The sequence below is a fragment of the Limnochorda pilosa genome (genome assembly GCF_001544015.1).
Taxonomy (GTDB): Bacteria; Bacillota; Limnochordia; order Limnochordales; family Limnochordaceae; genus Limnochorda; species Limnochorda pilosa.
On record NZ_AP014924.1, the window covers coordinates 3,035,012 to 3,056,667 of the forward strand.

Sequence of the window (21,656 nt, forward strand, 5' to 3'; positions counted from 1 at the left end):
GAGGCATTTCCCGGTGGCGACCCGCAGTTCCTCTTGGCCCGGCGGGAACGGACGTCCTGCGCCGGCCGCCCTGCACGAGCCTCTCCGTCGTCGAGGGTCGCCGTCCTGCCTCAACGCTGCGCCCGCGCAAGCCGATAAAGGATACCGCGGTTCGTTCAGCCCATCGGGCCGACCTGCCGGCGATTGCGGAGGTGTTCGCGTGCGACGGTTCACCCGGAACGCGAGATGGGTGCTCGTTCTTCTTGTATGGGTTTTTTCAACGTCGGCAGCCGGTGCCGTACCGGCGGCACCCTTCCCGGCCGAGCTCGAACAGCCGGACGGCACCCGCTTCCTCGCCCGCCCATGGGGCGACGAGTGGCTCCACGGCTGGGAGACGGCTCACGGGTACACCATCGTCACGGATCAGGCCGGGTGGTGGACGTACGCCCGGCGTTCAGCGTCGGGAGAGCTGGTCCCGTCCTCCGTTCGCGTGAACGGAGCAGCCCCCACCCCTGTCGAGAAGCACCTGCGCCCCGCTCCATCGTTACAGCCCGGTGTGCGCGTCCAGGGGCTCGCCTGGTCCCAGCGCGCGGTGCCTCCGACCGGAACCGCCAACATCCCCGTCATTCTCATCAACTTCACCGACACGACCACGACCAACACCGCGGCCGAGTTCGAGGAGCTCCTCTTCGGGGATCATCCGGCCATCGCCACCGGCCCCGGCAGCATGAAGGATTACTACGAGGAGATCTCCTACAGAGTCTTCTCGGTGAGCAGCGGACCCGCCGGCATTCCCGACTGGTACACGGCGGCCCGCGAGGCCGCCTACTACGGGGCCAACGATGCCTCCGGATACGACGACCGTCCCGGCGACTTGGTGAGGGAGGCCGTCCAGCTCGCTGACGGCGCCATCGACTTCTCCCGGTACGACAATGACGGCGACGGCCGGGTGGACGTGGTGATGATCGTCCACCAGGGCCGGGGCGAGGAGGCGGGCGGCGGTGCCGACACCATCTGGTCACACCGTTGGAACCTTACCTCTGCGACTGGCAGCAGCATGACCCTCGATGGCGTCACCATAGACGACTACATCATCCAGCCCGAGCGCCTGTACGCCGACATGAGCACCATAGGCGTCTTCGCCCACGAGTTCGGCCACGCGCTGGGCCTGCCCGATCTCTACGACACGGACGGCGGGTCGGAAGGGATCGGGGAATGGGGTCTTATGGGCGGCGGGTCGTGGAACCAAGTGAGCCGCCCCGGCGACGCGCCCGCCCACATGACGGCCTGGAGCAAGGCCGTGCTCGGATGGCTATCCCCCCATCAGATCAACGGCCCCCCGGCGACGTACTCGATCCCCAGCGCCCACGGCTCACCCACGGCCCTCCAGCTCCGCTTCAACGCCGCCGAGCCTGAGCTCGGGGGAGGCACCGGCGAGTACTTCCTCATCGAGAACCGCCAGAAGCAGGGCTTCGATGCCGGCCTGCCCGGGTCGGGTCTCCTCATCTGGCACGTCGACGAAAGCCGGACGTCGAACACAGACGAGACCCACCGACTCGTCGATCTGGAGGAAGCAGACGGGCTCGATCACCTGGACGCGAGCTTCAACCGGGGTGACCCCGGCGACCCCTTCCCCGGCAGCTCCAACAACACCGAGTTCAGCGCAACCACCGTGCCCGGCTCCCTGCTCTACGACGGCAGCGATCCCGGCTTCGTGGTCACCAGCATCAGCGCCTCGGCCCCCACCATGCAGGCCGAGGTCGGCTTTCCCGGCGCTCCGGTCTCCGAGATCCCGCTCACCCACGGGCCGAACCCGGCCCGGAGCAGTGCCACCTTCTCCTTCGAGCTGTACGGCCACCCGGCGACGCTCCACGTCTTCGACGTCGCCGGGCGGCTGGTCCACCGGGCGCCTCTCGCCTCCGACCAGACCGAGCACGTCTGGTCGCTCACGGACACGGCCGGGAGGCCCCTGGCCAACGGCCTCTACCTCTACGTGGTGATCCTTGACGACGGAACCCGGTCGGCCGTCGAGAGGCTGGTGATCGAGCGATGAAGGGAGGAGACCGCGTGACGTCCCGCCGAGGCACTCTCGTCCGTGGCCGCAGGCATCTCGGCCACGCCTGCCGATGGGTGGCGAGGCTCTTCATCGTCGCCCTCGTCGCCGGGTCGCCCACCCGCGTCGCCCTGGCCCAGGACCTTGCTGCCACGGCCGCCTTCCTCGACCTCGGTCTGGGCGCCCGGACCATGGCCATGGGGGGAGCCTCCGTCGCAGTGGTGGACGGTGCCGCCGCCCTCCGTGACAACCCTGCGGGCCTGGCGCAGCTCCGGGGCCTTCACTTCACCTCCTTCTACTCGACGGAGTACGGGCTGTCGAGCCTCGGAGCGGCCGCCCTCGCGGCCCCATCCTTCGGCCTCGGGGCCACCTACTTCCTTTCCCCGGACAACCAGGTGCGTGACGATCCTCCGGCACCCGCGTCGGACACCTTCGACGTCACGAGCCTCGCCGCCACCGCTGGCGTGGGGGCCCGGCTGGGGCCGCTCGCCCTCGGGGTGAGCCTCACCCACGTGCGCCACGCGCTCTACCAGACGACCGGCACCGGCCTGACGGGAAGCGCCGGCCTCCTTCTCCAGGCAGGGCCCTTGCGGGTCGGGGTGGTCGGCCGCCACCTCTTCGGCGAGATGACCTATGCTTCGACCGCGGACCCCTTCGACCCCGTCTATGCGGCAGGGTTCGCCCTGATGGGGAGGGAATTCGTGGTCACCGGGGAGTACGAGGTGCCAGGCTCCGAGGATCGGTCCGGCGGCATCGCCCGGGCGGGCCTGGAGGTGCGCCTGGGGCGTCTCCTCGACCTGAGGGCCGGGGCCGCGTACCAGGTAGCCCAGGACCTCCTGGATCCGAGCGCCGGCATCGGGATCCACCTGGGCGGGTTGCGGCTCGACTACGCCTACACCCTGCCCGCCGTCCTGCCCGAGACCCACCGGCTGGCCCTGGCGGTTCGCTTCTGACCACGCTGGAGCCGACCGAACCCCCCGCCCCCGAGGAGGCGACGCCATGAGACCTGAAGCGGCTCCTATCCAACAGAGCCACCCTGATGCCGGGTCGACGCCCAGGCGACCACGTGTGAAGCGGCCTGTTCAGCCCCACCCCCGGGCGGCTGGATCGCGCACCGCCGTTCGCCTGGCGCCGCTCCTGCTTGCGCTGGCCCTCCTTGCCCTCCTGCCGGGTCAGGCCGCCGCCCAGCCCCTCCCCGAGCTCGCGCCCGTGGGAAGCGGCGTCTTCCTCATCGGCGGATTCGGCTCCAGCCCCCTGGAGCTGGGGGGCGTTCTCACCACGCCCCTCCTTTCCACCAGCCTGAGCCTGGTGCGGGCGGACGCGAGCGAGAGCGTCACCCGCGTGGTGCTGGCCACCGGCCCCCACCTGACCGCGGGTCCCCTTCGCCTCTTCGGCAGGCTGGGGGTGGGGTACGAGTGGGCCGGTGCCTCCGGCGGCACCGAGGGGCGCCTCGTGGCGCGCGCGACGTACGGCGCCGAGGTAGCCCTCCGGGAACCGGTCCTCCTGGTGCTCCAGGGCGGAACGAGCATGGCCTCGGGATCCGCTGGCTGGACGCCATCGCCGGATGCCACCCTCAGCCTGGGCATCGAGCTCTTCTTCGGGCGTCCCCGGGCCCAGCTCCGCACCGAGCGGCTCCGCCAGGCCCACCGCGACTGGCCACCCGAGCTGGCGGACCTGGTGGCGAAGGGGCTGGTCTCCGAGGACCTGGCCGCCGCACGCTTCCCCGACTGGAGCGTGGAGGAGCTGCGCCTCGTCAGCCAGGGACGAGTGGCCCTCGGCATGACCCCCGAGATGGTGGAGACCGCCCTGGGGCGGCCCGACGAGATGCAGGACGTGCAGGACCCTGAGCTCGGCCCCGTTCAGGTCTGGCGCTACTACGAGACCGTCGGCGCCTACGATCCCTTCACCGGCAAGCCCCGCTTCCGCCGGGAGCTCCGCCGGACCGTGGTCTTCCGGGCCGGTGTGGTGGCCCGCATCGAGACGGGGGGCGGGGCGCGGTAGGCCGGCTCGTGCGGCTATGGCTCTGGCCGGACAGTGGCTCTACCCGGACAGTCGTAGCCCCCGCCCTGCGGCGACAGTCCGGCAGGCGGCCTTCCCGGGCCGTTCCCCACGCATCATGACCCCCGTCGACGGGCAGACTGCTCCTGCCGTCCGGAAAAGGAGGGCTGCCCATGGCGGGGTCGCAGGACCTGGAGCGTCTCGTGCGGGAGTCTCGGCTCCGGCGTGAGCTCCAGCAAACCGACCTGCCCCACCGTCTGAAGGCATACCTGCTGGCCACGGCCGCGCTGGCTGAGGCCAACCGGAACGGCCGGTAGGCGGGCTGCATGCCCGCCTACCGCCCTGAGGGGCCGGCCCACGACCGAGGCCTGCCGAGCAGCGGGTGGACGCGCGCGTCTCGGCGTTGGGGCTCGTGGAGGGCGCGCTAGTCTATAGGTTCTAGTCCCAGTCCCGTGGGTCGGGTGCGGCGCCCGGAGAGCCCGTGCCCTCGCCGGGGTGGCCTGGTCCGGAGGTGCGATACTCGTACCGATAACCGGATCTGTGGTACGACGATCGCTCCACCGGACTAGGCTGTACCACGCCCGCTTCACAGCGTTCCAGAACGGGCCGGGCGCCCTCTCTCGCCCCGGCAGGAATTCGCAGCCCTGTTGCGAATCCCTCCCAGGAACGGCTCGAGCATGGCGTGCCTCCGTGCGTAGCCCACGCCGCTCCCAGTCCGTCGTTCACCCTTGCCGAGGAGGAGACGCCCGTGTTTCGACAGGCGTGGTTCTACGTGACACTGGTGGCCGTGGCCGCCGTCGCATTCCTCTTGTACAGCGAGTTCACCCGGCCCGAGCAGGCCCTGGGCAACGAGCCCGTCCAGGTGGCCCGGGAACCGGGCGCGTCGGCGCCTGCCGCCCCCGCGGCGCCGGGCCGGCCGTCCACCCAGCCGGCCGAGGGTGGCCCCCAGCCTCAGGAGGCGACCGGCACGCCCGGCCAGGGTGCCGCCGAGACCCGCTCGGGTGAATCCGAGGGTGGCGAGGCCCTCCAGGCCGACCTGGCCGCCAGGGGCGAGCAGCTCTACACCCAGCTCGGCTGCTCCGCCTGCCACTCATTGGACGGGACGCCGCTGGTGGGGCCCTCCTGGAAGGGGCTCTACGGGCACGAGGTGAAGCTCGGCAACGGCCAGGCGGTGACCGCGGACGAGGCGTACCTGAAGGAGTCCATCGAGAACCCCGACGCCAAGCTCGTCCAGGGCTACCCTCAGGGCGTGATGACCGCCACCATCGCTCCCTACAAGGCGCAGCTCTCCCAGCAGGAGAACATCGACGCGCTCATCGCCTTCATCAAGACCCTGGAGTGAGCTGCGGGGGCGTGAAGGCCAGCGCCGCGGCCCCCAGGATGCCGGCGTCCGGCCCCAGCGCGGCCGGGATGATCTGAACGTTCCGGGCGGTGGCCACCACGCAGGCGGTCACCGTCCGGCGCACGGGCTCGAAAAGGAGCTCGCCCATCTTGGCCACGCCGCCGCCGATGACGATCCGGTCGCAGTCGATGAGGTTCACCACGCCCGCCAGGGCCATCCCCAGATGGAAGGTGGCCTGGTCGAGCACCTCGCGGCAGCCCGGATCGCCCCGCCGGACGGCCTCGGCCACCAGGCGGGCGTCCACGCCCTCGGGGTCCCCCCCGGCGAGCTCCCGGAGGACCGGTGCCTCGCCCCTCTCCATGGCCTCCCGGGCCAGGTTGGCGATTCCTGTCCCCGAGGCGACCGCCTCCAGGCACCCCCGCTGGCCGCAGGTGCAGAGGGGCCCTTCGGGGACCACCACCGTGTGCCCCAGCTCGCCCGCCGAGAAATGGGAACCCTGCACCAACCGCCCGTCCAGGACGATCCCCGCCCCAATGCCCGTGGAGACCGTCACGAAGACCAGGTTGGCGGCGCCCCTCCCCGCCCCGTAGCGGTACTCGCCCAGAGCGGCGGCCCGGGCGTCGTGCTCCAGGTAGGTGGGGCGGCGGTAGTGACGGTAGAGGGCCCGCACCACGGGAACGTCCTTGAAGTAGAGGTTGGCCGCCTCGACCACCACGCCCGTCTGGGGGTTGACCGGGCCGGGCGAGCCCACGCCCACGCCCAGGAGGTCGTCCACGCCGGCGCTGGCCTCGGCCAGGGCCTCCTCCCCCGCCTCGATCATGCGGCCGACGACCGCCTCCCAGCCCTCCCGGGGCCGGGTGGGGCGATGGCCCCGGCCCAGGATGCGGCCGGCGGCGTCCACCACGCCTGCTGCGATCTTGGTGCCGCCCAGGTCGATGCCGAGGGCCAGGGCCGGCAACGCGTCAGGCGCCGGCTGGCCCACGGCTCACATCCTCCCCGCCGGCGGTCCTGGCCTGCAGGCGCGCCAGCTCGGACTTGAGGCGGTCGATGGCCTTCACGGGGCTGGGGTCCACCCGGTAGAGGTAGGCCAGGTAGAGGCTCACGTGGTCGCCCAGGTAGAGGAGCGAGAAGAGGCGGGCGAGCTCCGAGTCCCCCTCGGCCCACGCCTGGCTGATGCCGGCCACGTGGGGCCGCATGATCTCCGCGGTCACGTCGAAGCGCCGCTGGATCGGGGCGGGGTCGGCCTCGTCACGCAGGAGCACCGCGTGGAAGAGGCCGTTGATGGCAGCGGGGACCTCCCAGCCGACGGTCTCGTTGTGGTTCAGCTCCGGGAAGCGGTTGGCCTGTGCCTGCGCCTTGGCGTTCTCGTTGATCTGGGTCTTCCAGCGGTAGGCCACCACGCCCTTCCAGCCCTGGCTGCCATAGATCAGGGGCAGGTGCTGGTGCAGGCTGAGGGCGAGCTGCTTGGCCTCGTTCGCCTGCGAGGGAACCGAGGGTTCCAGCCGGGCTCTCTGGCGGCGCAGGCGGGCGACGGTCTCTTCGATGGCGGGCTGCGGATCACCGGTGAGGCCCATCAGGTGAAAGATGCGAAGCTGCGGAACGAGGGAGTAGCCGATGGCCGCTCGGGGCTGCAGACCCCCCGGGATGCGGAGGAGCGGCACCCCGTCGGCCTCGGCCCGCCGGGCCAGCTCCCCGCCGGTGGTGACCGCCACCACCCGGGATCCCCGTCGCCGGGCCTCGTCGTACCCCGAGAGGGTCTCCTCGGTGTTCCCCGAGTAGCTGGACGCCACCACCAGCGTCTCGGGCCCCACGTACCCCGGCACCCCGTACCCCCGGTGGACGGCAATGGGCGCGGGCGCCGTCGCCTCCAGCAGGCCTGCCACCAGCTCCGCCCCGATGGCGGACCCGCCCATCCCCAGCACCACAGCCTGCCTGGGCCTGGGGCCCTCGGGCAGGGTGAGCTCCCGAGCCAGGCGCCACGCCTGCTCGCACTGCTCGGGCAACCCGTGGATCGCCCCGGCCATGTCGCCGGGATCCAAAGCACGAAGAGCGTTCAGGTCATCCAGCAGGCCCGCACCCGCGGCGGCCGCCTCTTTGGCTTCCATGCCTCTTCCCCCTCCCGGCGGGATCAGCTCGGTCCCCATGGGAACCGATCCCGTCCCCGCTCGCTATCCTTCCACCCGGAAGAGGGAACTCCTCCGCACCTTACGCGAGGAGACCGGCGCCGATGACCGTGAGCCACGCCTGCGCCCCGAGACCTCGCCCCGGCAGGCGACACTCTCAGCACGAGGGCCAAGACCTGCGGCCGGGCAGTTGACAGCGGCGGGGGCCGTGGACACGAAGCGGTCCCTCGGACCCGCGGCGGCCGTGCGCCCTCCCTACCCGTCCCTTTCCCCATTCGCCTCCTCGTAGAGGATCTGCTCGATGCGGCGAGGGTCCTCGTGCTCACGGGCCAGCTCCCGCACGCGTTCGAAGCGCCGCCGCACCTCGTCGTCGATCGCGGCCAGCTCCCGCATCAGCTCCCGCTCGCTGGTGACCACGTGGCCTCCCAAGAGGCGCAGGAGGCCCTCGTAGCTCTCGGACGACGTGTAACGCTCCACGGTGTAGCGGGCGATGAAGCTGTCGCACGCCGCGCAGGCCACGTAGACCTCGAGGGGAGCGCCCCGCTCCCAGTGGACCAGGTTCCGCACGGTCTCCGATCCGCAGGCCGGGCAACGCTCGACACGCGTGGACTCGTTGACGGCCACCCGCCCATCCCCTTCTTCCCCGGCTGCGGGCCGGGTTGCTTCCACACCCTGCGTCCGTTTCCCCCATGACCCTTCGCCGCGGGCAGGGGACAGCCCTGCGGCAGCCGATCCCGGGCCTTCGCCACAGGGGCCAGGGCTGGGCGGGCCCCCGGCCCCTAGACGTGCCCCATCACCCAGGGCAGGAGCCACTCCACCGCCAGCGCCGACACGGCCACGGAGACCACGGTGATGACCACGCCCGGGCGAAGCATGTCCATCACGGTCAGCTCCCGGGATCCGTAGGCGATCGCGTTGGGCGGCGTGGAGATGGGGAGCGCCATGGAGGCCGAGGCGGCCAGGGCCACGATCACGGTCAGGGGCAGCTGCTCAGCGCCGAAACCCACCACCACCGGCACCAGGAGGCTGGCCGCCGCCGAGTTGCTGATGAAGGTGGTGAGCGCTGCGGTGACGAGCCCCACGGCCAGCACCATGCCCAGGAGCGGCAGCGCCTCGAGCGAGACCCGCTCCACCACCCAGGCCGAGAGGCCGGACTGCTGCAGGGCCACGCCCAGGCTGAGGCCGCCGCCCATGATGAGCAGGATGTCCCAGCCGAGGGAGCGCAGGTCGTCGGCGGCCAGGAGCCCCAGGCCGAAGAGGGCCACCACCGGCATGATGCCCACGATCCCCTCGGGCACGCCGTGCCACTCGGCGGTGAGCCAGAGGAAGACCGTGGCGAAGAAGATGGCCATGACGCCCGCGGCCGGCCAGGTGACCGGGGGCGGCTGGGCCACAGTGATGCGGGCGCGGGCGGCCTGGGGCGGGTACAGCTTCACCAGGAGCCACCAGGTGAAGAGGATGAGAACCAGGGCGGCAGGCAGGGCCAGGGCCATCCAGCGCAGGAAGGAGAGCGAGTAGCCCGCCCGGGCCAGGGCCCCGATGGCAAGGAGGTTGGGCGGGGTTCCCACCGGGGTGGCCATGCCGCCCAGGTTCGCCCCGAAGGGGATCGCCAGCGCCAGGGCCTTGCGGAGCGGGTCGCCCTCGGGCGCAGCCCGGATCACGGGCAACGCCACCGCCATCATGAGGGCCGCCGTGGCCGTGTTCGACATCCACATGGAGATGAGCGCGGTGACCGCCAGGAAACCCAGCACCAGCAGGCTCGGCCGGCTCCCCACCCGCCGCAGGACGAAGCTGGCGATGATGAGGTCGAGCCGGTGCCGGTTGAGGGCGGCGCCCAGGGCGAAGCCGCCCAGGAAGAGGGCGATGACCGGATCGAAGAAGGGAGAGAGGAAGACCTTGTACTCCGCCCCCGCGAACCCCAGCGGCCCACCGGGGAGCCCCAGGAGGATCACCTCGAGCACCAGGATCACGAAGGAGGTGACGAAGAGAGGCACCGCCTCCGTCACCCAGAGGACCGTGGCCACCGTGAAGATGCCCAGGGTCCGCCGAGCCGCCTCCCCCGGCACCGGCCCCCACCACATGGCCGCCACTCCCAGCACGATGGCGACCAACGCCCAGACCAACCGCCCCCTGCCGCCCACACGACCGCCTCCCCGACCGGACCTGTCCTCACGCGCCCTTCGCCATCTTCTTCATTCGTGATTTCCGTCACAATATCCTGGGGGGGCGTCGCCCGCGTCCGGGGATGGGTCCCCAACGAATGAACCGCGGATCGTCACAGAATCGTCATGATCCGGCGCTACAATGGTGATCTGGGGAGACGAGCCAGTGCTGGGATCGACTTGATCCCAAGGGACATCTTGACGCACGAGACGATGTGTACTACCATGCTAGTGCACTAAAGTTCTAGATCCGCCAGGAGGCGATGGCGTGACACCGCCGCTCAGGAGTGCTCGACGGAGTGTGCTCGGCGTGCTTCTCGTCGTTGGAGCCCTGATGGCAGTGCCAGCCGTCCGGGCCGAGGCCCCGCGCCGGCTGACCCTTCCAGAGGCGATCCGCATCGCCTGGGAGCAAGGCCCGGACCTGGAGGAGCAGCGTCGGGCCGTGGCCGAGGCGGAGCTGCAGGCCCGCCAGGCCGGCGCCCCCTACCTGCCCCAGGCGGGGCTGGGCGCCGGCTACAGCGTGAGCGAGGATGCCGGGGAAGGCACCGTCACCGTGCGCCTCTCTCTGGACCAGAGCTTCGCGCTGAAGCCACTGCTGGGGGGCGCTCTTCCGGCGAACGTCCGCCAGGCGCAGCTCGCCCTGGAGCAGGCCCGCCGGCGACTGGAGGAAGGCCGGCAGGACGTGGCCGGCTCGGTGCTCGGGGCGTACCTGGACCTGGTCGGAGCCCGCTCGGCCGTGGAGGGACAGAGGATCACGGTCGAGCAAGCGGAGACCCTGCTGGCCCAGACGGAGGATCGTGCCCGCCAGCAGGCCGCCACCGAGGCCGACCTGTACGACGCCCGGGCATCTGCCCTCAGTGCCCGCCAGAAGCTGGCCGAGGCGGAGTTCAACGCCCTGAAGGCCCAGACACAGCTGAACCAGCTCCTGGGCCTGCCGCTGCGTACCCCCCTGGAGGTGTCGGAGGTGCACGACATGACCTCCATCGAGCCGATCACCCCCGGTGAGGCAGGATCCGCGCCCCGGGCGGCCGGCAACCAGGGCCAGCCGCCCGGCGATGCCCCGGCGGCCGCACCTTCCGTGGACGCCCTCATCGCCCACGCGCTCTCCCACCGGCTGGAGCTGGCGGAAGCCCGCGAGGACCTGGCCGAGGCCCGTACGGCGCTGGGGGAGCTGAAGCGTCCCTTCGAGCCGACCCTCTCCCTCACCGCCACGTATGCCGGCGAGGATGGCAGCGTTCAGGCCACCCTGCCCACGGACACCTGGCAGGTGGAGGTGTCGGGCCAGGCCCGGCTGTACACGTCAGACGAAAACCCGGGCTCGCTGCAGCTGGGTCTCGGAACCGGCTGGTCCGCCGGCGCTGAGCTCTCCCTGCCGCTCCTGGACGGCGGCGGGCGTCGGACCGCCCGGGAGACGCAGGCGATCCAGGTGGAACGGCTCGAGGCCAAGGTGCAGGACCTGGAAGCCAGCGTGGCCGAAGAGGTCCGCCAGGCCCACGAGGCGTACCTGCTCGCGCAGGAGGCGGTGCCCGTGCGCGAGCTCCAGCTGGAGGCGGCCCGGATGCGCCTGGAGGCGGAGCAGAAGCGCTTCGCCGCCGGCGCCATCACCCCCCGGGACCTGGCCGACGCCCAGGACGACTACGACGCGGCCCTGGCCGACCACGCCTCCGCCCGCCTCCAGGTGCTCCGCTCCGCGGCCGACCTGCAGCGGGCCGCCGCCCTCCCCGTCGCCCGGCCGGACGGCGGCTGGATCAGCCTGGAGGAGGCCGCGCCTCCGGAGGAGGATGCGAATTGACGAAGCGGGTCTTGAGAATCGCCCTCTGGGCCGTGGTCCTGGCGGCCGTGGGCGGGAGCGGGTTCTACCTTTTCGTGGGACGGTCCGCGGGGTCCGTGGATGCCGCCCTCCTCAGTCAGGTGCGCCAGGTGCAGGCCACCCGCGGCCCCATGGAGTCCACCGCCCGGGTGGTGGGTACCCTTGAGCCCGTCCAGGAGGCCGACGTGGTGGCCCGGGTCTCGGGCGTGGTGCACGAGCTGCCCGTCAGGGAAGGGGAAGAGGTGGAGTCCGGCCAGTTGCTGGTGGGCCTGGACCCCAGCGACCTCCAGCTCGATCTCCAGAAGGCCCAGGCTGCCCTACGGGCCGCCCGCGCCCAGTTGGAGGAGCTGGAGAACGGCCCCGCCGCCGCTCAGGTGCTTCAGGCCCGGAACGACGTGGCCGGCTCCCGGGCCGACGCGACCCGCCTGCAGGCCGACGTGGCCTCCGCGCGCCGCCTGGCCCGTGAGGGAGCCCTCTCCCAGCAGGATCTGCAGCAGAAGGAGGACGCCCTGGCCGCGGCCGAGCGGACGCTCCACCTGGCGCAGCAGCGCCTGGCCGAGCTGGAACAGGGCGCCACCCCGCAGGAGCTGGAGCGGGCCCGGGCCCAGGTGGCCCAGGCGGAAGCCGATGCGGCCCGAGCCGAGGTGAACCTCCGGCGTGCCCGGGTGAGCGCGCCCATGGACGGCGCCGTGCTGGAGCTGAGCGTGCGGCTGGGCCAGCCTGTGGAGGCAGGCGCCACCGTCGCCCGCCTGGGCCGCACCGACCGCCTGGAGGTGGTGGCCCCCGTGAACGAGATGGACGTCCCCAACGTGCGGACCGGCCAGCGGGTGCGGGTCCAGGCCGACGCCCTGGGGGGCCGGAGCTTCGAGGGGTCCGTGACCGCGGTGGCCCCCCGGGGAAACCGCAACGACAACGTGGCCACCTTCGACGTCACCGTGAGCCTGGAGAACCCGGACGACCGGTTGCGTCCCGGAATGACGGCCACGGCCGAGATCGTGCTGGAGAGGCGGGACCAGGCGGTTCGGGTCCCGCTGGAGGCCCTGATCCAGAACGGGGGGAAGGACGCGGTGGTGGTGCAGAAACCCGATGGCTCCACCGAGGTGGTCTCCGTCACCCTGGGCCTGCGGAACGACCGGGAGGCCGAGGTACGCGAGGGTCTCTCCGGCGACGAGATGCTCGTGATCCTGCCGGTGGGCATCACGCCGCAGCAGTACATGGCAGCCGTGGCCCGGGGCGCCGCGGCAACCCGACCCGCCGAAGGGGGGAGCGGACGATGAACCTGGCAACGTCCCCCCTGACGGCACCCCGAGCGGTGATCCGCACCAAGGGGCTGAGCAAGGTCTACCGCATGGGTGACGTGAAGGTGCCCGCCCTCGTGGACGTGGACATAGAGGTGCCTGAAGGGAGCTTCGTGGCCATCATGGGTCCCTCCGGCTCGGGCAAGTCCACCCTGATGAACCTGCTGGGCTGCCTGGACCGGCCCACCTCCGGCCGGTACTGGCTCGACGGCCAGGAGATCGCCACCCTCTCGGACAATCGGCTGGCCGACATCCGGAACCGGAGCGTGGGTTTCGTCTTTCAGACCTTCAACCTGCTGCCCCGCCTGACCGCCCTGCAGAACGTGGAGCTCCCGATGGTCTACGCGGGGAAGAGCTTCCGGCAGCGGCGGCGGGCGGCCGAGGAGTCCCTGGAGCGGGTGGGTCTGGCCGAGAGGGCCCACCACCTGCCCTCCCAGCTCTCGGGCGGCCAGCGGCAGCGGGTCGCCATCGCCCGGGCTCTGGTGAACCGGCCCGCCATCCTGCTGGCCGACGAGCCCACGGGGAACCTGGACACCCGCTCGGGCCTGGAGATCCTGGGCCTCTTCCAGGAGATCCACCAGACGGGGAACACCATCGTGCTCGTCACCCACGACCGGGAGGTGGCGGAGCACGTGCAGCGCATCTTCCACTTCCGGGACGGGCGCCTGGAGCGGGTGGAGGACGTGGCGCGGCCCCGGCAGGCGGCCGAGAGCCTGGCCGCCCTACCGCCCGCCGGGCCGGCGGGAGAGGCCCAGCAGGCGGAGGCGGCAGACCCGGGGGAGAAGGAGGGCCGGTCGTGATCTTCACCCTGGTCGAGGCCGTGCGCATGGCCCTCTCGAGCCTGGTGGCCAACAAGCTCCGCTCGTTCCTCACCATGCTGGGCGTGATCATCGGGGTGATGGCGGTGGTGGCGCTGGTCTCCATCGGCCAGGGCGCCAGCCGCTCGGTGACCGATCAGATCGCCGGCCTGGGCTCCAACGCCATGTTCATCAGCCCCGGCCGGAAGGAGGTCGCGCCCGGCATCTGGCGGAGCGCAGGGAACCTGGAGATGGAGCACCTGGAGGCGCTGCGCCAGGCGGACCTGCCGGGCGTGGTGGCCGTGAGCGGCCAGATCGAGACCCTGGGCGCCGTCCACTGGGGCCGCCAGTCCACGATGATCCCCCTCGTGGGGACCACGCCCGAGTGGTCTCACGTGGTCAACTGGCCCGTCACCCAGGGACGTTTCCTGTCGCTCGAGGACCTGGAACGGGGCCGTCCCGTGGTGGCCCTGGGACCCGAGGCCGCCAGGCAGATCTTCGGCGACTCAGGCGTAGACCCGGTGGGGCAGGTGGTCTCCATCGGCAGCAACCGCTTCACGGTGATCGGGGTCATGGGCGCCAAGGATTCCGCCTTCATCCGGGGGCTGGACCGGCTGGCCATGATCCCCCTCACCACCGCCCGCAGCCGGATCACGGGCCAGCAGCAGCCGCTGAGCGACATCGTGGTCTCCGCCTCGGCCGCCCAGACCTCGCTGGCCGAGGCTGCCCTGCGCAACTACCTCGCCCAGCTTCTGGGCGGCCCCGAGGCCTTCCGGATCGACACGCAGCAGCAGATCCTCGACGTGGTGAACCAGACCACCGGCGTGCTCACCCTGCTTCTGGCAGGCATCACGGGCATCTCGCTCCTGGTGGGGGGCATCGGCATCATGAACATCATGCTGGTGTCGGTCACCGAGCGGACGCGGGAGATCGGCGTGCGGAAGGCCCTGGGGGCCAAGAGCAGGTACGTGCTGATGCAGTTCGTGGTGGAGTCGGTGGCGTTGAGCGGCGTGGGGGGGCTGGTGGGTATGGCGGTGGGGACGCTCCTCACCTGGGTGGCTGCCCGGCTGGGCCACTGGCCCTTCACCGTACAACCCGCCACCCTGGGGCTGGCCTTCGGCTTCTCGGCCGCGGTGGGGCTCTTCTTCGGCATCTGGCCCGCCCGGCGGGCAGCACGGCTGGACCCCATCGAGGCCCTGCGCTATGAGTGAGATCCCGGACGAGTGAGATCCCGCGCTCCCGGGCGTACCCGGCGACGCACGGCGCCGCCGCAGAAAGGATGAGCAACGTGTTCGGATGGGATGCCCGCCTTCATGACGGTCACCGGCCCGACCGTTTCCTGCCTGGCTTCAGGCCTTCCTGGAGCCGCCTGGTCGCGGCCCTCGCCCTGACCCTCGCACTCGCTTCCGCCCCGGCCCTCTTCCCCATCTTGCCCGGTCTTCCCCCGGTGCGGGCCCAGGGAGTCCCTGGCGACCCGGCGAGCCCGAGCGATCGGCCGGAGCCCCTCTCCCTCACCCTGGACCAGGCGATCCAGCTCGCCCTCGAGCAAGGCCCGGACCGGAAGGCCGCGGACCTGGAACTGGAGCTGGCCCGCCTCGACCACGAGGAGGCCACGGCGAACCACCTGGTGCAGCCCTCGCCCGTGACGCTGAGCCAGGCCGAGAGCGCCTGGCGGTCCGCCCAGGCCGAGCACGCGGCCAGCTCCGGCACCATCGCCCTGAGCGTGGAGGAGGCGTACTACGACCTCATCCGCAGCCGCCAGCAGGTGGAGCTGAGCCGGGGGAACCTGGAGCAGGCCCGGCGGCAACTCGAGTCCGCCCAAACACGGTACGACGCTGGCGCCCTGGCCGAGCTGGACCTGAAGCAGACCCGCCAGCAGGTGGACCAGGCCGAGGCCCAGCTGGAGACGGACCGGCGGAGCCTGGAGCAGGCCCAGCAGGAGCTGAACCGGCTCCTGGGCCGACCCCTGGACGCACCCCTGGAGCCGGCGGAGGCCGAGTTGACCTTCACCCCCTCCGAGCTGGACCTGCGGGCCGCCCTGGCTTCGGCCCTGGAGCAACGCCTGGAGGTGATCCGGGCCCAGGACCAAGTGGAGACGGCCCGGCTGAACCTGGAGCTCTCCCGGAATCCCTACACCCCCAGGCTGGACCAGGAGCGGCGCCAGGTGGAGCTGCAGCAAGCCCAGGACGGGTTGGAGCAGGCCCGCCTCCAGGTGGAGCTGGAGGTACGCAAGGCCTTCCAGACGGTGGAGGGCGCCGCGGCCCAGGTTCCGCTCCGCGAGCAGGCCGCCGCGCTGGCCCAGGAGCAGCTCCGCATCGCCCGGCTCCGCTTCGAGGCCGGCACCATCACCTCACTGGACGTGACCGACGCCCAGCAGACGGCCTTCGAGGCCCAGGTGGCCGCCCTCAACGCGGTCTTCGACTACCGCATCAGCCTGGCCCGCTTCTACCAGGCGGCCCAATGGCAGGGGCCGGGAAGTGGCTCCGTCACAGATTGATCACATTTCGGTGCTAGGATGGGGATGCGCCTCATTTCCTGAACCGGCGAAAAGACCCATCCACCCGGCTCGGACTCTTGGGAGGCAGGTGGGAACCTGATGCGGCGGATCATTCTGTGGGCAGTGGTGGCCATCCTCGTCGTGGGCGGGGCCGGCTACGGGTACTGGGCGTGGACGCGCAGCGCGGACTCGAACGAGAGCGCGGCAGCCCAGGCCCGAAGCGTTCGCATTCGGCCCGACTTTGGCCCGATGGAGGAAGTGCTCTCGGCGGTGGGCACCCTCGAGCCGCTCACCCAGGTGGACGTGCTGGCACGCGCGTGGGGCGAGGTCTCTCGGGTGCCCGTGCAGGAGGGCGCGATGGTGGAGGCGGGCCAGCTCCTGGCAGCCCTGGATCCTACGGACCTGCAGCTTTCCGTGACGCGCGCGCGTGCGAGCCTCCTCTCGGCGCAGGCGAACCTGCGGAAGCTCCAGGCGGGCCCATCGGAGGCGGAAGTCCTCCAGCAGCGGAACGCCGTGGACCAGGCCCGCCTGAAGGTTCAGCGGCTGGAGGATCAGGTGTCCCAGAACCGGGTGCTGGCCGGGCAGGGGGCGCTGGCGCCCTCCGAGCTGGCCCAGATGGAGGATGACCTCGCCTCGGCCCGGCAGGATCTGCACCTGGCGGAGCAGCGCCTGGCCGAGCTGACGGCCGGCCCGGACCCGGAGGACGTGGAGGTGGCCGAGGCCCAGGTGGCTGAGGCCGAGGCCAACCTGGCCATCGCCCAGGAGGAGTTGCGCCGGTCCGAGTTCCGCTCGCCCCTGGCGGGCACGGTCCTCACCGTGGATGTGGAGCCCGGTGAGTCCGTGCAGGAGGGACAGGTGCTGGCGCGGGTGGGCCGGCTGGATCGCATGCGGGTGACCGTGCCCGTGCACGAGATCGACGTCAACCGCGTGAAGCTCGGGCAGGAAGCGCGCGTGACGGCGGACGCCGCTCCGGAGCGCACCTTCCGGGGTACGGTGGCATCGGTGGCCACGGTGGGCAACGCTGCGAACGGCGTCGTCTCCTTCGACGTCACCGTGGAGGTGGACAACGCGGAGGGCCTCCTCCGACCCGCCATGACGGTGGACGTGGAGATCGTCGTGGACCGCAAGGAGGCGGCCCTTCGGATTCCGCTGGAGGCGCTCTTCCGGCAGAACCAGCAGGACATGGTGCTCCGGGCAGGCCCGGACGGCTCGCCCGTACCCACCGTGGTGCGGGTGGGTCTCCGGAACGGCCGCTTCGCCGAGATCGTGCAGGGCCTCTCCGCCGACGACACCCTCATCCTCCAGGCCAGCGGCCTCTCCGGGGCCACGGGCGCTTCCGGCGGCGAAGGCAACCGCGTCCTGATGGGCCCCGGGATGATGCCCGTCCCGCGTCGATGAAACCGTCACAGGCAAGGAGGGGCGGCCCATGAGCCTCTTCGAGAGCGTGCGAATGGCCCTCGCGAGCCTCAGCGCCAACAAGCTGCGCTCCTTCCTCACCATGCTCGGCGTGATCATCGGCGTCGCCTCGGTGGTGGGGCTGGTTTCCATCGGCCAGGGGGCGAGCCGATCGGTGACCGAGCAGATCGCAAGCCTCGGATCGGACCTGATCACCATCTCCCCGGGCCGTTGGCAGCGCGGCGTGCCGGGCGCTCCAGCGCCCACCCGGGGCAGCGTGCAGATCCTCACGCTGCAGCACATGCTCGAGCTCCGCGACGCTCACCTCCCCGGCGTTCGCAGCGTGTCAGCAGAGATGAGCGGCAACCTGACGGTCGCCTGGGAGCGGGAGAGCACCTCCACCAGCGTGGTTGGCACCACCCCCGAGTACGTCGAGCAGCTCAACTGGGAGGTGGCCCAGGGGCGCTTCCTCCTCCCGGAGGAGGTGGAGGGCGTAGCCCGCGTGGCGGTGCTGGGCGACGTGGCGGCCGAGGATCTCTTCGGAGACTCGGGTGCCTCCCCCATCGGTGCAACGATCCGCATCCGGGACGTGCCCTTCACGGTGGTCGGCGTCATGACCCCCAGGACCCAGGGCTTCTTCTCCATGGGCGACAGGGTCCTCGTCCCCATCACCACCGCACAGAAGCGCCTCTTCGGGCGGAACACCGTCGGCAGCATCCAGGTCTCCAGCCTGGGAACCGAGTGGACCCCCCTGGCAGAGCAGGCCCTGACCAACTTCATGGTCCAGACGCTGAACAGCGAGGAGGAGTTCGTCCTCACCAGCCAGCAGGAGATCCTGGAGACCGTCGCCCAGACCACGGGCACCCTCACCCTGCTCTTGGCCGGCATCACGGGGATCTCGCTCCTGGTGGGCGGGATCGGGATCATGAACATCATGCTGGTCTCGGTCACCGAGCGCACCCGGGAGATCGGGGTGCGCAAGGCCCTGGGCGCCAAGAGCCGGCACGTCCTGACCCAGTTCCTGGTGGAGTCCGTCACCCTGAGCGGCCTGGGCGGGGTGGTGGGCGTCCTGGTGGGGGCCGGTGCGGGCTGGTACCTGGCCCGGGCGGGCCAGTGGGCCCTCGCGGTCGAGCCCCTGACCGTCGGTCTGGCACTCGGCTTCGCAGTGGCCGTGGGGCTCTTCTTCGGCGTCTACCCGGCCTTCCGGGCGGCGAGGCTGGATCCCATCGAGGCGCTGCGGTACGAGTAGCATCCCCGGGAGAGCTCAGGGCAGAGCGCAGCGCCGGGAAGAGCGAATCTGAGAGCTGCGGCGCCGGCCCCAAAGGCACGGCGCCGCCCCATCCCTCATGAGAACCCTCGCTACCAGAGCCGCACGCCCACGCCCGCCAGCAGGTGCGCCGCCAGGTGCGGCACCGTCGCGTGGCCATTGTAGACAGGCACCTTCGCCCAGGCTAGGGTCGCCTTCGCCTCGGCCGTGAGGTAAAGGGGACCGAGCAGGTCCCGCGTGTACGTGGCCGCCACCTGCCCGGCGGGACCCCCGATGTAGAAGCCCTTCAGGATCCCCTGGCCGTAGCCCAAGCCCTCGCCCCGCACGGTGCTCTCCGGGTGCGCCGCCACCAGTCCCAACCCCGTCCGCCAGGTGAAGGGCCCATTCCCGCGCCGGTGGTTCAGCAGGAGGAGGTTGTAGCCGTGGCTCACCTCGAAGTGCTGCACCTCAGGCGGCGTGTTCATCAGATACATCTTGTCGTGGATCAGCTCCACGTCCCACTCCCCGTGGCCCACCCGGATCGAGTAGTACGGTGCCTCGTAGAAGGGCTTGGTCTCCCACTCGGGTGACTCGATGTAGAGGGTGTCTTCGTTTTGCTGCTCGATGATGACCGCCAGCGGCGCGTGGGCCGAGGAGCCCACGAAGAGGGTGAAGGTGGTCTGGGCACTGGCCGCCGCAGGAAGGGCGACCAGAAGGACGACGGTGAACAGGGCGAGGACGACGGCGACGCGTGCGGCCGTACGAGACGGACGATGATTCAACGAGACGAGCCCTCCCCCGTCGGTTGGATGCGTGCCGGAGCGCATCGAGCGCACGCACCCGGACGCGGGAGGACCCCGCGCGTCGGCGCGCGAAACCGGTCCCCGACCCCTCGGTCCCCGATCCCCCGTCGCGGGGCGCCCCTCGCCACCCGGCGCTGGCACGCCCTTACAGAGATGGGGTTCGGTTCCAGACGAACCGGATCCTCCCAGGGCAGCGGAATTCGCGGTGCATGAGGATAGGTGTCGAGTGTCGCCAGACTTCACCGGTATGTCCAGATGCGGGGAGGATGTTGTCGCCTCACTCCGAACAGAGGCTTCGTGAGGGGATACCATCGGCCCCGTTGACATGTCATCTGCGGCGGCACGGATACTGCGAGGCGGTGGCGAGCGGCCAACGCACGTGAGGTTGCGCGCTGGGTGGGTGCAGCGTTTCTGCGGCACGCCAGCCTCGTCGCCGGGTGCGGCGGGGGTCCGGACGCGGGGGGATCGCGTATGACACACGGCGCGGGGGATGTCGTGTACGAAGACGAGATCGATCTGCGGGCCCTGGCGGGGGTCCTGGTGAAGCGCCGTTACCTCATCCTTGGGTTGATGGTTGCGGCGGTCGCGGCAGCGGCTGCTCTCAGCACCTTCGTCCTTTCCCCCGTCTACGAATCCGAGGTGCGCTTCTTCCTGCCCCGCCTTGACCAGAATCTGGGAATGACCGCCGAGCAGTACGCCCGCTACGCGGTGAGCGAGCCGGTGCTCGAACCTGTGCGGGCGTCGGCGGCTCCCGAGGTTTCCCTCCAGGCCTTCGCCCAGAGGTTCTCGGTGAAGCTGGACGCGGGCAACACGGTCCTCCAGGTGAAGGCGTCGGCCCCCACGGCTGAGGGGAGCCGGCGGCTGGCCACCCTCTGGCTCGAAGCATTCAACGCCGGCGTGCAAGACCACGCCGAGCGACGGCTGAACCGAGCCCTCGCCGATGCCGAGGCGAACGTGGCCTCCATGCGGGCGGGACTGGAGGCCGTGGGGGATGCCCTGGGCCTCGAGGCCCGCCCGCGCGACCTTGCCCTTGAGATCGCCGCGGCGGCGGCCTACGGCCAGCAGTACGGCGCCGCGCTGCAGGAGCGAAGCCGGCTTCTGGAGATCCAGGCGAACCTGCCATCGCACCTGCGCCTGGAAATGCTGCTCTCCCCCACGCTGCCCGCCGCGCCCTCCGCACCCCGGACGCTGCTGAACATGACGGTGGCCGCGGTACTGGCGGGGATGATCGGTGTCTTCCTGGCCTTCGGGCTCGAGGGGTGGCAGGGGTCCGAGCCCGCCGGAAGGCATGAGGCCTCGAAAGCCTAGATCAGGCCTGCTCGCCAGGCTCCAGCGTGAAACGCCATGCGCAGTAGTACTCGGGCGGGTGGGGATCCGGCGGGCAGGTGAGCACCTCCGTGCGGATCCGGGGATCCAGGGTCCGCGCGAAGCCCGCATACTCCACGAGCCCCACCGACTTGCACGGGAAGGGTGGCAGGCCCTTGCGCTCCCGGGCCTCCTGCACCCGGCAGCGCTTCATGCGGAAGACCACGGTACGCTCATCAACCCGTTCGGCCTCCTGCTCGTTCACCAGCGCGTAGAGGCGGAATCGGAGCGCCCCCGTCAATCCGTCCAGCCCCGCCTGCTCGGGCAGGTCCAGGATGCGGCGGATGCGGCCCGCCTCGATGGCTGTGAACCGCGCCCACGCCTCCTCGTCCAGCCGGATCGCCTCGTCCAGCCCGTGGTGCGCTTCCACGGCCTGGAACCAGAGGCCGTCGTGGGCCAGCCAGCGCTTGGCGAAGTCGGCCAGGAGATCCACGAGCTCTTCGTTCGACAGGTCGTGGATGGACCGCACCGCCGTCGCCTCCCGCAACCGTACTGGGACTTCTTTCGACCTCACCGTGTCAGCCCCTGCGTCTGTCATGGATAGCCCCAGTCCGCCGTCAGCTGGCCGATCGTCGATGCTGAGGTGGACCCCGTTGTCAAGACACAAGATCGGGGTGGATTGAGCTACTCTGCCCTCCTTCCGATAGAACCTTGACAGATTGACGCTGCGAGGCATGCGCAGCGTTCGTCGTACCAGTGGGCGAGTACACCTCAGCTGGCGGTCGGTACCCCAACGCCCGGTGCAACCGGCGGTGGTTGTAGAAGTCCAGGTACTGCCGGATAGAACG

Annotated in this window: 19 protein-coding genes and 1 pseudogene; 13 read left to right on the forward strand and 7 right to left on the reverse strand. The window is 71.0% G+C overall.

The window, feature by feature from the left end; all coding sequences use genetic code 11:
• The first annotated feature begins 199 nt into the window (after window positions 1–199).
• The 5 genes from LIP_RS13480 to LIP_RS19705 all read left to right on the forward strand — a co-directional run bounded on the left by LIP_RS13480 (window position 200) and on the right by LIP_RS19705 (window position 5,372).
• Window positions 200–2,032 (forward strand): M6 family metalloprotease domain-containing protein, encoded by a 1,833-nt coding sequence (locus LIP_RS13480; protein ID WP_068139436.1) that lies wholly within the window; start codon window positions 200–202, stop codon window positions 2,030–2,032.
• Between the two features lie 14 nt (window positions 2,033–2,046).
• Window positions 2,047–2,985, forward strand: coding sequence for a PorV/PorQ family protein (locus tag LIP_RS13485; protein ID WP_068139440.1), 939 nt, complete (start codon window positions 2,047–2,049; stop codon window positions 2,983–2,985).
• Window positions 2,986–3,100: 115 nt separating this feature from the next.
• On the forward strand, window positions 3,101–4,033 hold the full coding sequence (locus LIP_RS13490; RefSeq protein WP_068139442.1) for a hypothetical protein: 933 nt from the start codon (window positions 3,101–3,103) through the stop codon (window positions 4,031–4,033).
• 170 nt (window positions 4,034–4,203) lie between these two features.
• The gene (locus LIP_RS19020) at window positions 4,204–4,347 is read left to right on the forward strand and encodes a hypothetical protein (RefSeq protein WP_158509690.1); all 144 of its coding nucleotides are present in this window, start codon (window positions 4,204–4,206) and stop codon (window positions 4,345–4,347) included.
• Between the two features lie 431 nt (window positions 4,348–4,778).
• A complete protein-coding gene (locus LIP_RS19705; protein WP_068139443.1) occupies window positions 4,779–5,372 on the forward strand; it encodes a c-type cytochrome in 594 nt (197 codons plus the stop codon).
• Here LIP_RS19705 and LIP_RS13500 read toward each other — a convergent pair.
• The 4 genes from LIP_RS13500 to LIP_RS13515 form a co-directional block, all read right to left on the reverse strand.
• Window positions 5,356–6,354 carry an ROK family protein gene (locus tag LIP_RS13500; protein ID WP_068139446.1) on the reverse strand — a complete coding sequence of 333 codons (999 nt, stop codon included), beginning with the start codon at window positions 6,352–6,354 and terminating at the stop codon, window positions 5,356–5,358. The two genes, LIP_RS19705 and LIP_RS13500, sit on opposite strands and share 17 nt — an antisense overlap.
• Window positions 6,335–7,477 (reverse strand): bifunctional phosphoglucose/phosphomannose isomerase, encoded by a 1,143-nt coding sequence (locus tag LIP_RS13505; RefSeq protein WP_068139451.1) that lies wholly within the window; start codon window positions 7,475–7,477, stop codon window positions 6,335–6,337. Before LIP_RS13505 ends, LIP_RS13500 begins: the two co-directional genes overlap by 20 nt.
• A 273-nt stretch (window positions 7,478–7,750) precedes the next feature.
• Window positions 7,751–8,119 carry a hypothetical protein gene (locus LIP_RS13510; protein ID WP_068139454.1) on the reverse strand — a complete coding sequence of 123 codons (369 nt, stop codon included), beginning with the start codon at window positions 8,117–8,119 and terminating at the stop codon, window positions 7,751–7,753.
• 155 nt (window positions 8,120–8,274) lie between these two features.
• Window positions 8,275–9,636: an SLC13 family permease gene (locus LIP_RS13515; RefSeq protein ID WP_068139456.1), complete on the reverse strand. Its 1,362-nt coding sequence runs from the start codon at window positions 9,634–9,636 to the stop codon at window positions 8,275–8,277.
• A gap of 331 nt (window positions 9,637–9,967) precedes the next feature.
• On the opposite strand from LIP_RS13515, the gene LIP_RS13520 reads away from it, so the two are divergent.
• The 7 genes from LIP_RS13520 (at window position 9,968) to LIP_RS13550 (ending at window position 18,703) form a co-directional block, all read left to right on the forward strand.
• Window positions 9,968–11,449: a TolC family protein gene (locus tag LIP_RS13520; protein ID WP_144440503.1), complete on the forward strand. Its 1,482-nt coding sequence runs from the start codon at window positions 9,968–9,970 to the stop codon at window positions 11,447–11,449.
• Window positions 11,446–12,744, forward strand: a complete 1,299-nt coding sequence (locus tag LIP_RS13525; protein WP_068139463.1) for an efflux RND transporter periplasmic adaptor subunit — start codon at window positions 11,446–11,448, stop codon at window positions 12,742–12,744. Before LIP_RS13520 ends, LIP_RS13525 begins: the two co-directional genes overlap by 4 nt.
• Window positions 12,741–13,565 (forward strand): ABC transporter ATP-binding protein, encoded by an 825-nt coding sequence (locus tag LIP_RS13530; RefSeq protein ID WP_068139465.1) that lies wholly within the window; start codon window positions 12,741–12,743, stop codon window positions 13,563–13,565. Before LIP_RS13525 ends, LIP_RS13530 begins: the two co-directional genes overlap by 4 nt.
• Entirely contained in the window at window positions 13,562–14,773 is a 1,212-nt protein-coding gene (locus LIP_RS13535) for an ABC transporter permease (RefSeq protein ID WP_068139468.1), read from the forward strand. The genes LIP_RS13530 and LIP_RS13535 overlap by 4 nt, the downstream gene beginning before the upstream one ends.
• A 77-nt stretch (window positions 14,774–14,850) precedes the next feature.
• A complete protein-coding gene (locus tag LIP_RS13540) occupies window positions 14,851–16,059 on the forward strand; it encodes a TolC family protein (RefSeq protein ID WP_068139470.1) in 1,209 nt (402 codons plus the stop codon).
• A gap of 99 nt (window positions 16,060–16,158) precedes the next feature.
• Entirely contained in the window at window positions 16,159–17,457 is a 1,299-nt protein-coding gene (locus LIP_RS13545; RefSeq protein WP_068139473.1) for an efflux RND transporter periplasmic adaptor subunit, read from the forward strand.
• Between the two features lie 28 nt (window positions 17,458–17,485).
• Window positions 17,486–18,703 (forward strand): ABC transporter permease, encoded by a 1,218-nt coding sequence (locus tag LIP_RS13550; protein ID WP_068139477.1) that lies wholly within the window; start codon window positions 17,486–17,488, stop codon window positions 18,701–18,703.
• 110 nt (window positions 18,704–18,813) lie between these two features.
• Here the strand turns inward: LIP_RS13550 and LIP_RS13555 are convergent, their stop codons facing one another.
• Entirely contained in the window at window positions 18,814–19,482 is a 669-nt protein-coding gene (locus LIP_RS13555) for a hypothetical protein (RefSeq protein ID WP_068139481.1), read from the reverse strand.
• A gap of 492 nt (window positions 19,483–19,974) precedes the next feature.
• On the opposite strand from LIP_RS13555, the gene LIP_RS13560 reads away from it, so the two are divergent.
• The gene (locus LIP_RS13560) at window positions 19,975–20,811 is read left to right on the forward strand and encodes a Wzz/FepE/Etk N-terminal domain-containing protein (protein WP_082726343.1); all 837 of its coding nucleotides are present in this window, start codon (window positions 19,975–19,977) and stop codon (window positions 20,809–20,811) included.
• A gap of 1 nt (window position 20,812) precedes the next feature.
• Here LIP_RS13560 and LIP_RS13565 read toward each other — a convergent pair whose 3' ends face one another.
• Window positions 20,813–21,337 (reverse strand): DUF6125 family protein, encoded by a 525-nt coding sequence (locus LIP_RS13565; RefSeq protein WP_068139487.1) that lies wholly within the window; start codon window positions 21,335–21,337, stop codon window positions 20,813–20,815.
• A 127-nt stretch (window positions 21,338–21,464) separates the two neighbouring features.
• Window positions 21,465–21,656 (reverse strand): annotated as a pseudogene (locus tag LIP_RS20625) (hypothetical protein); the annotation flags it as partial.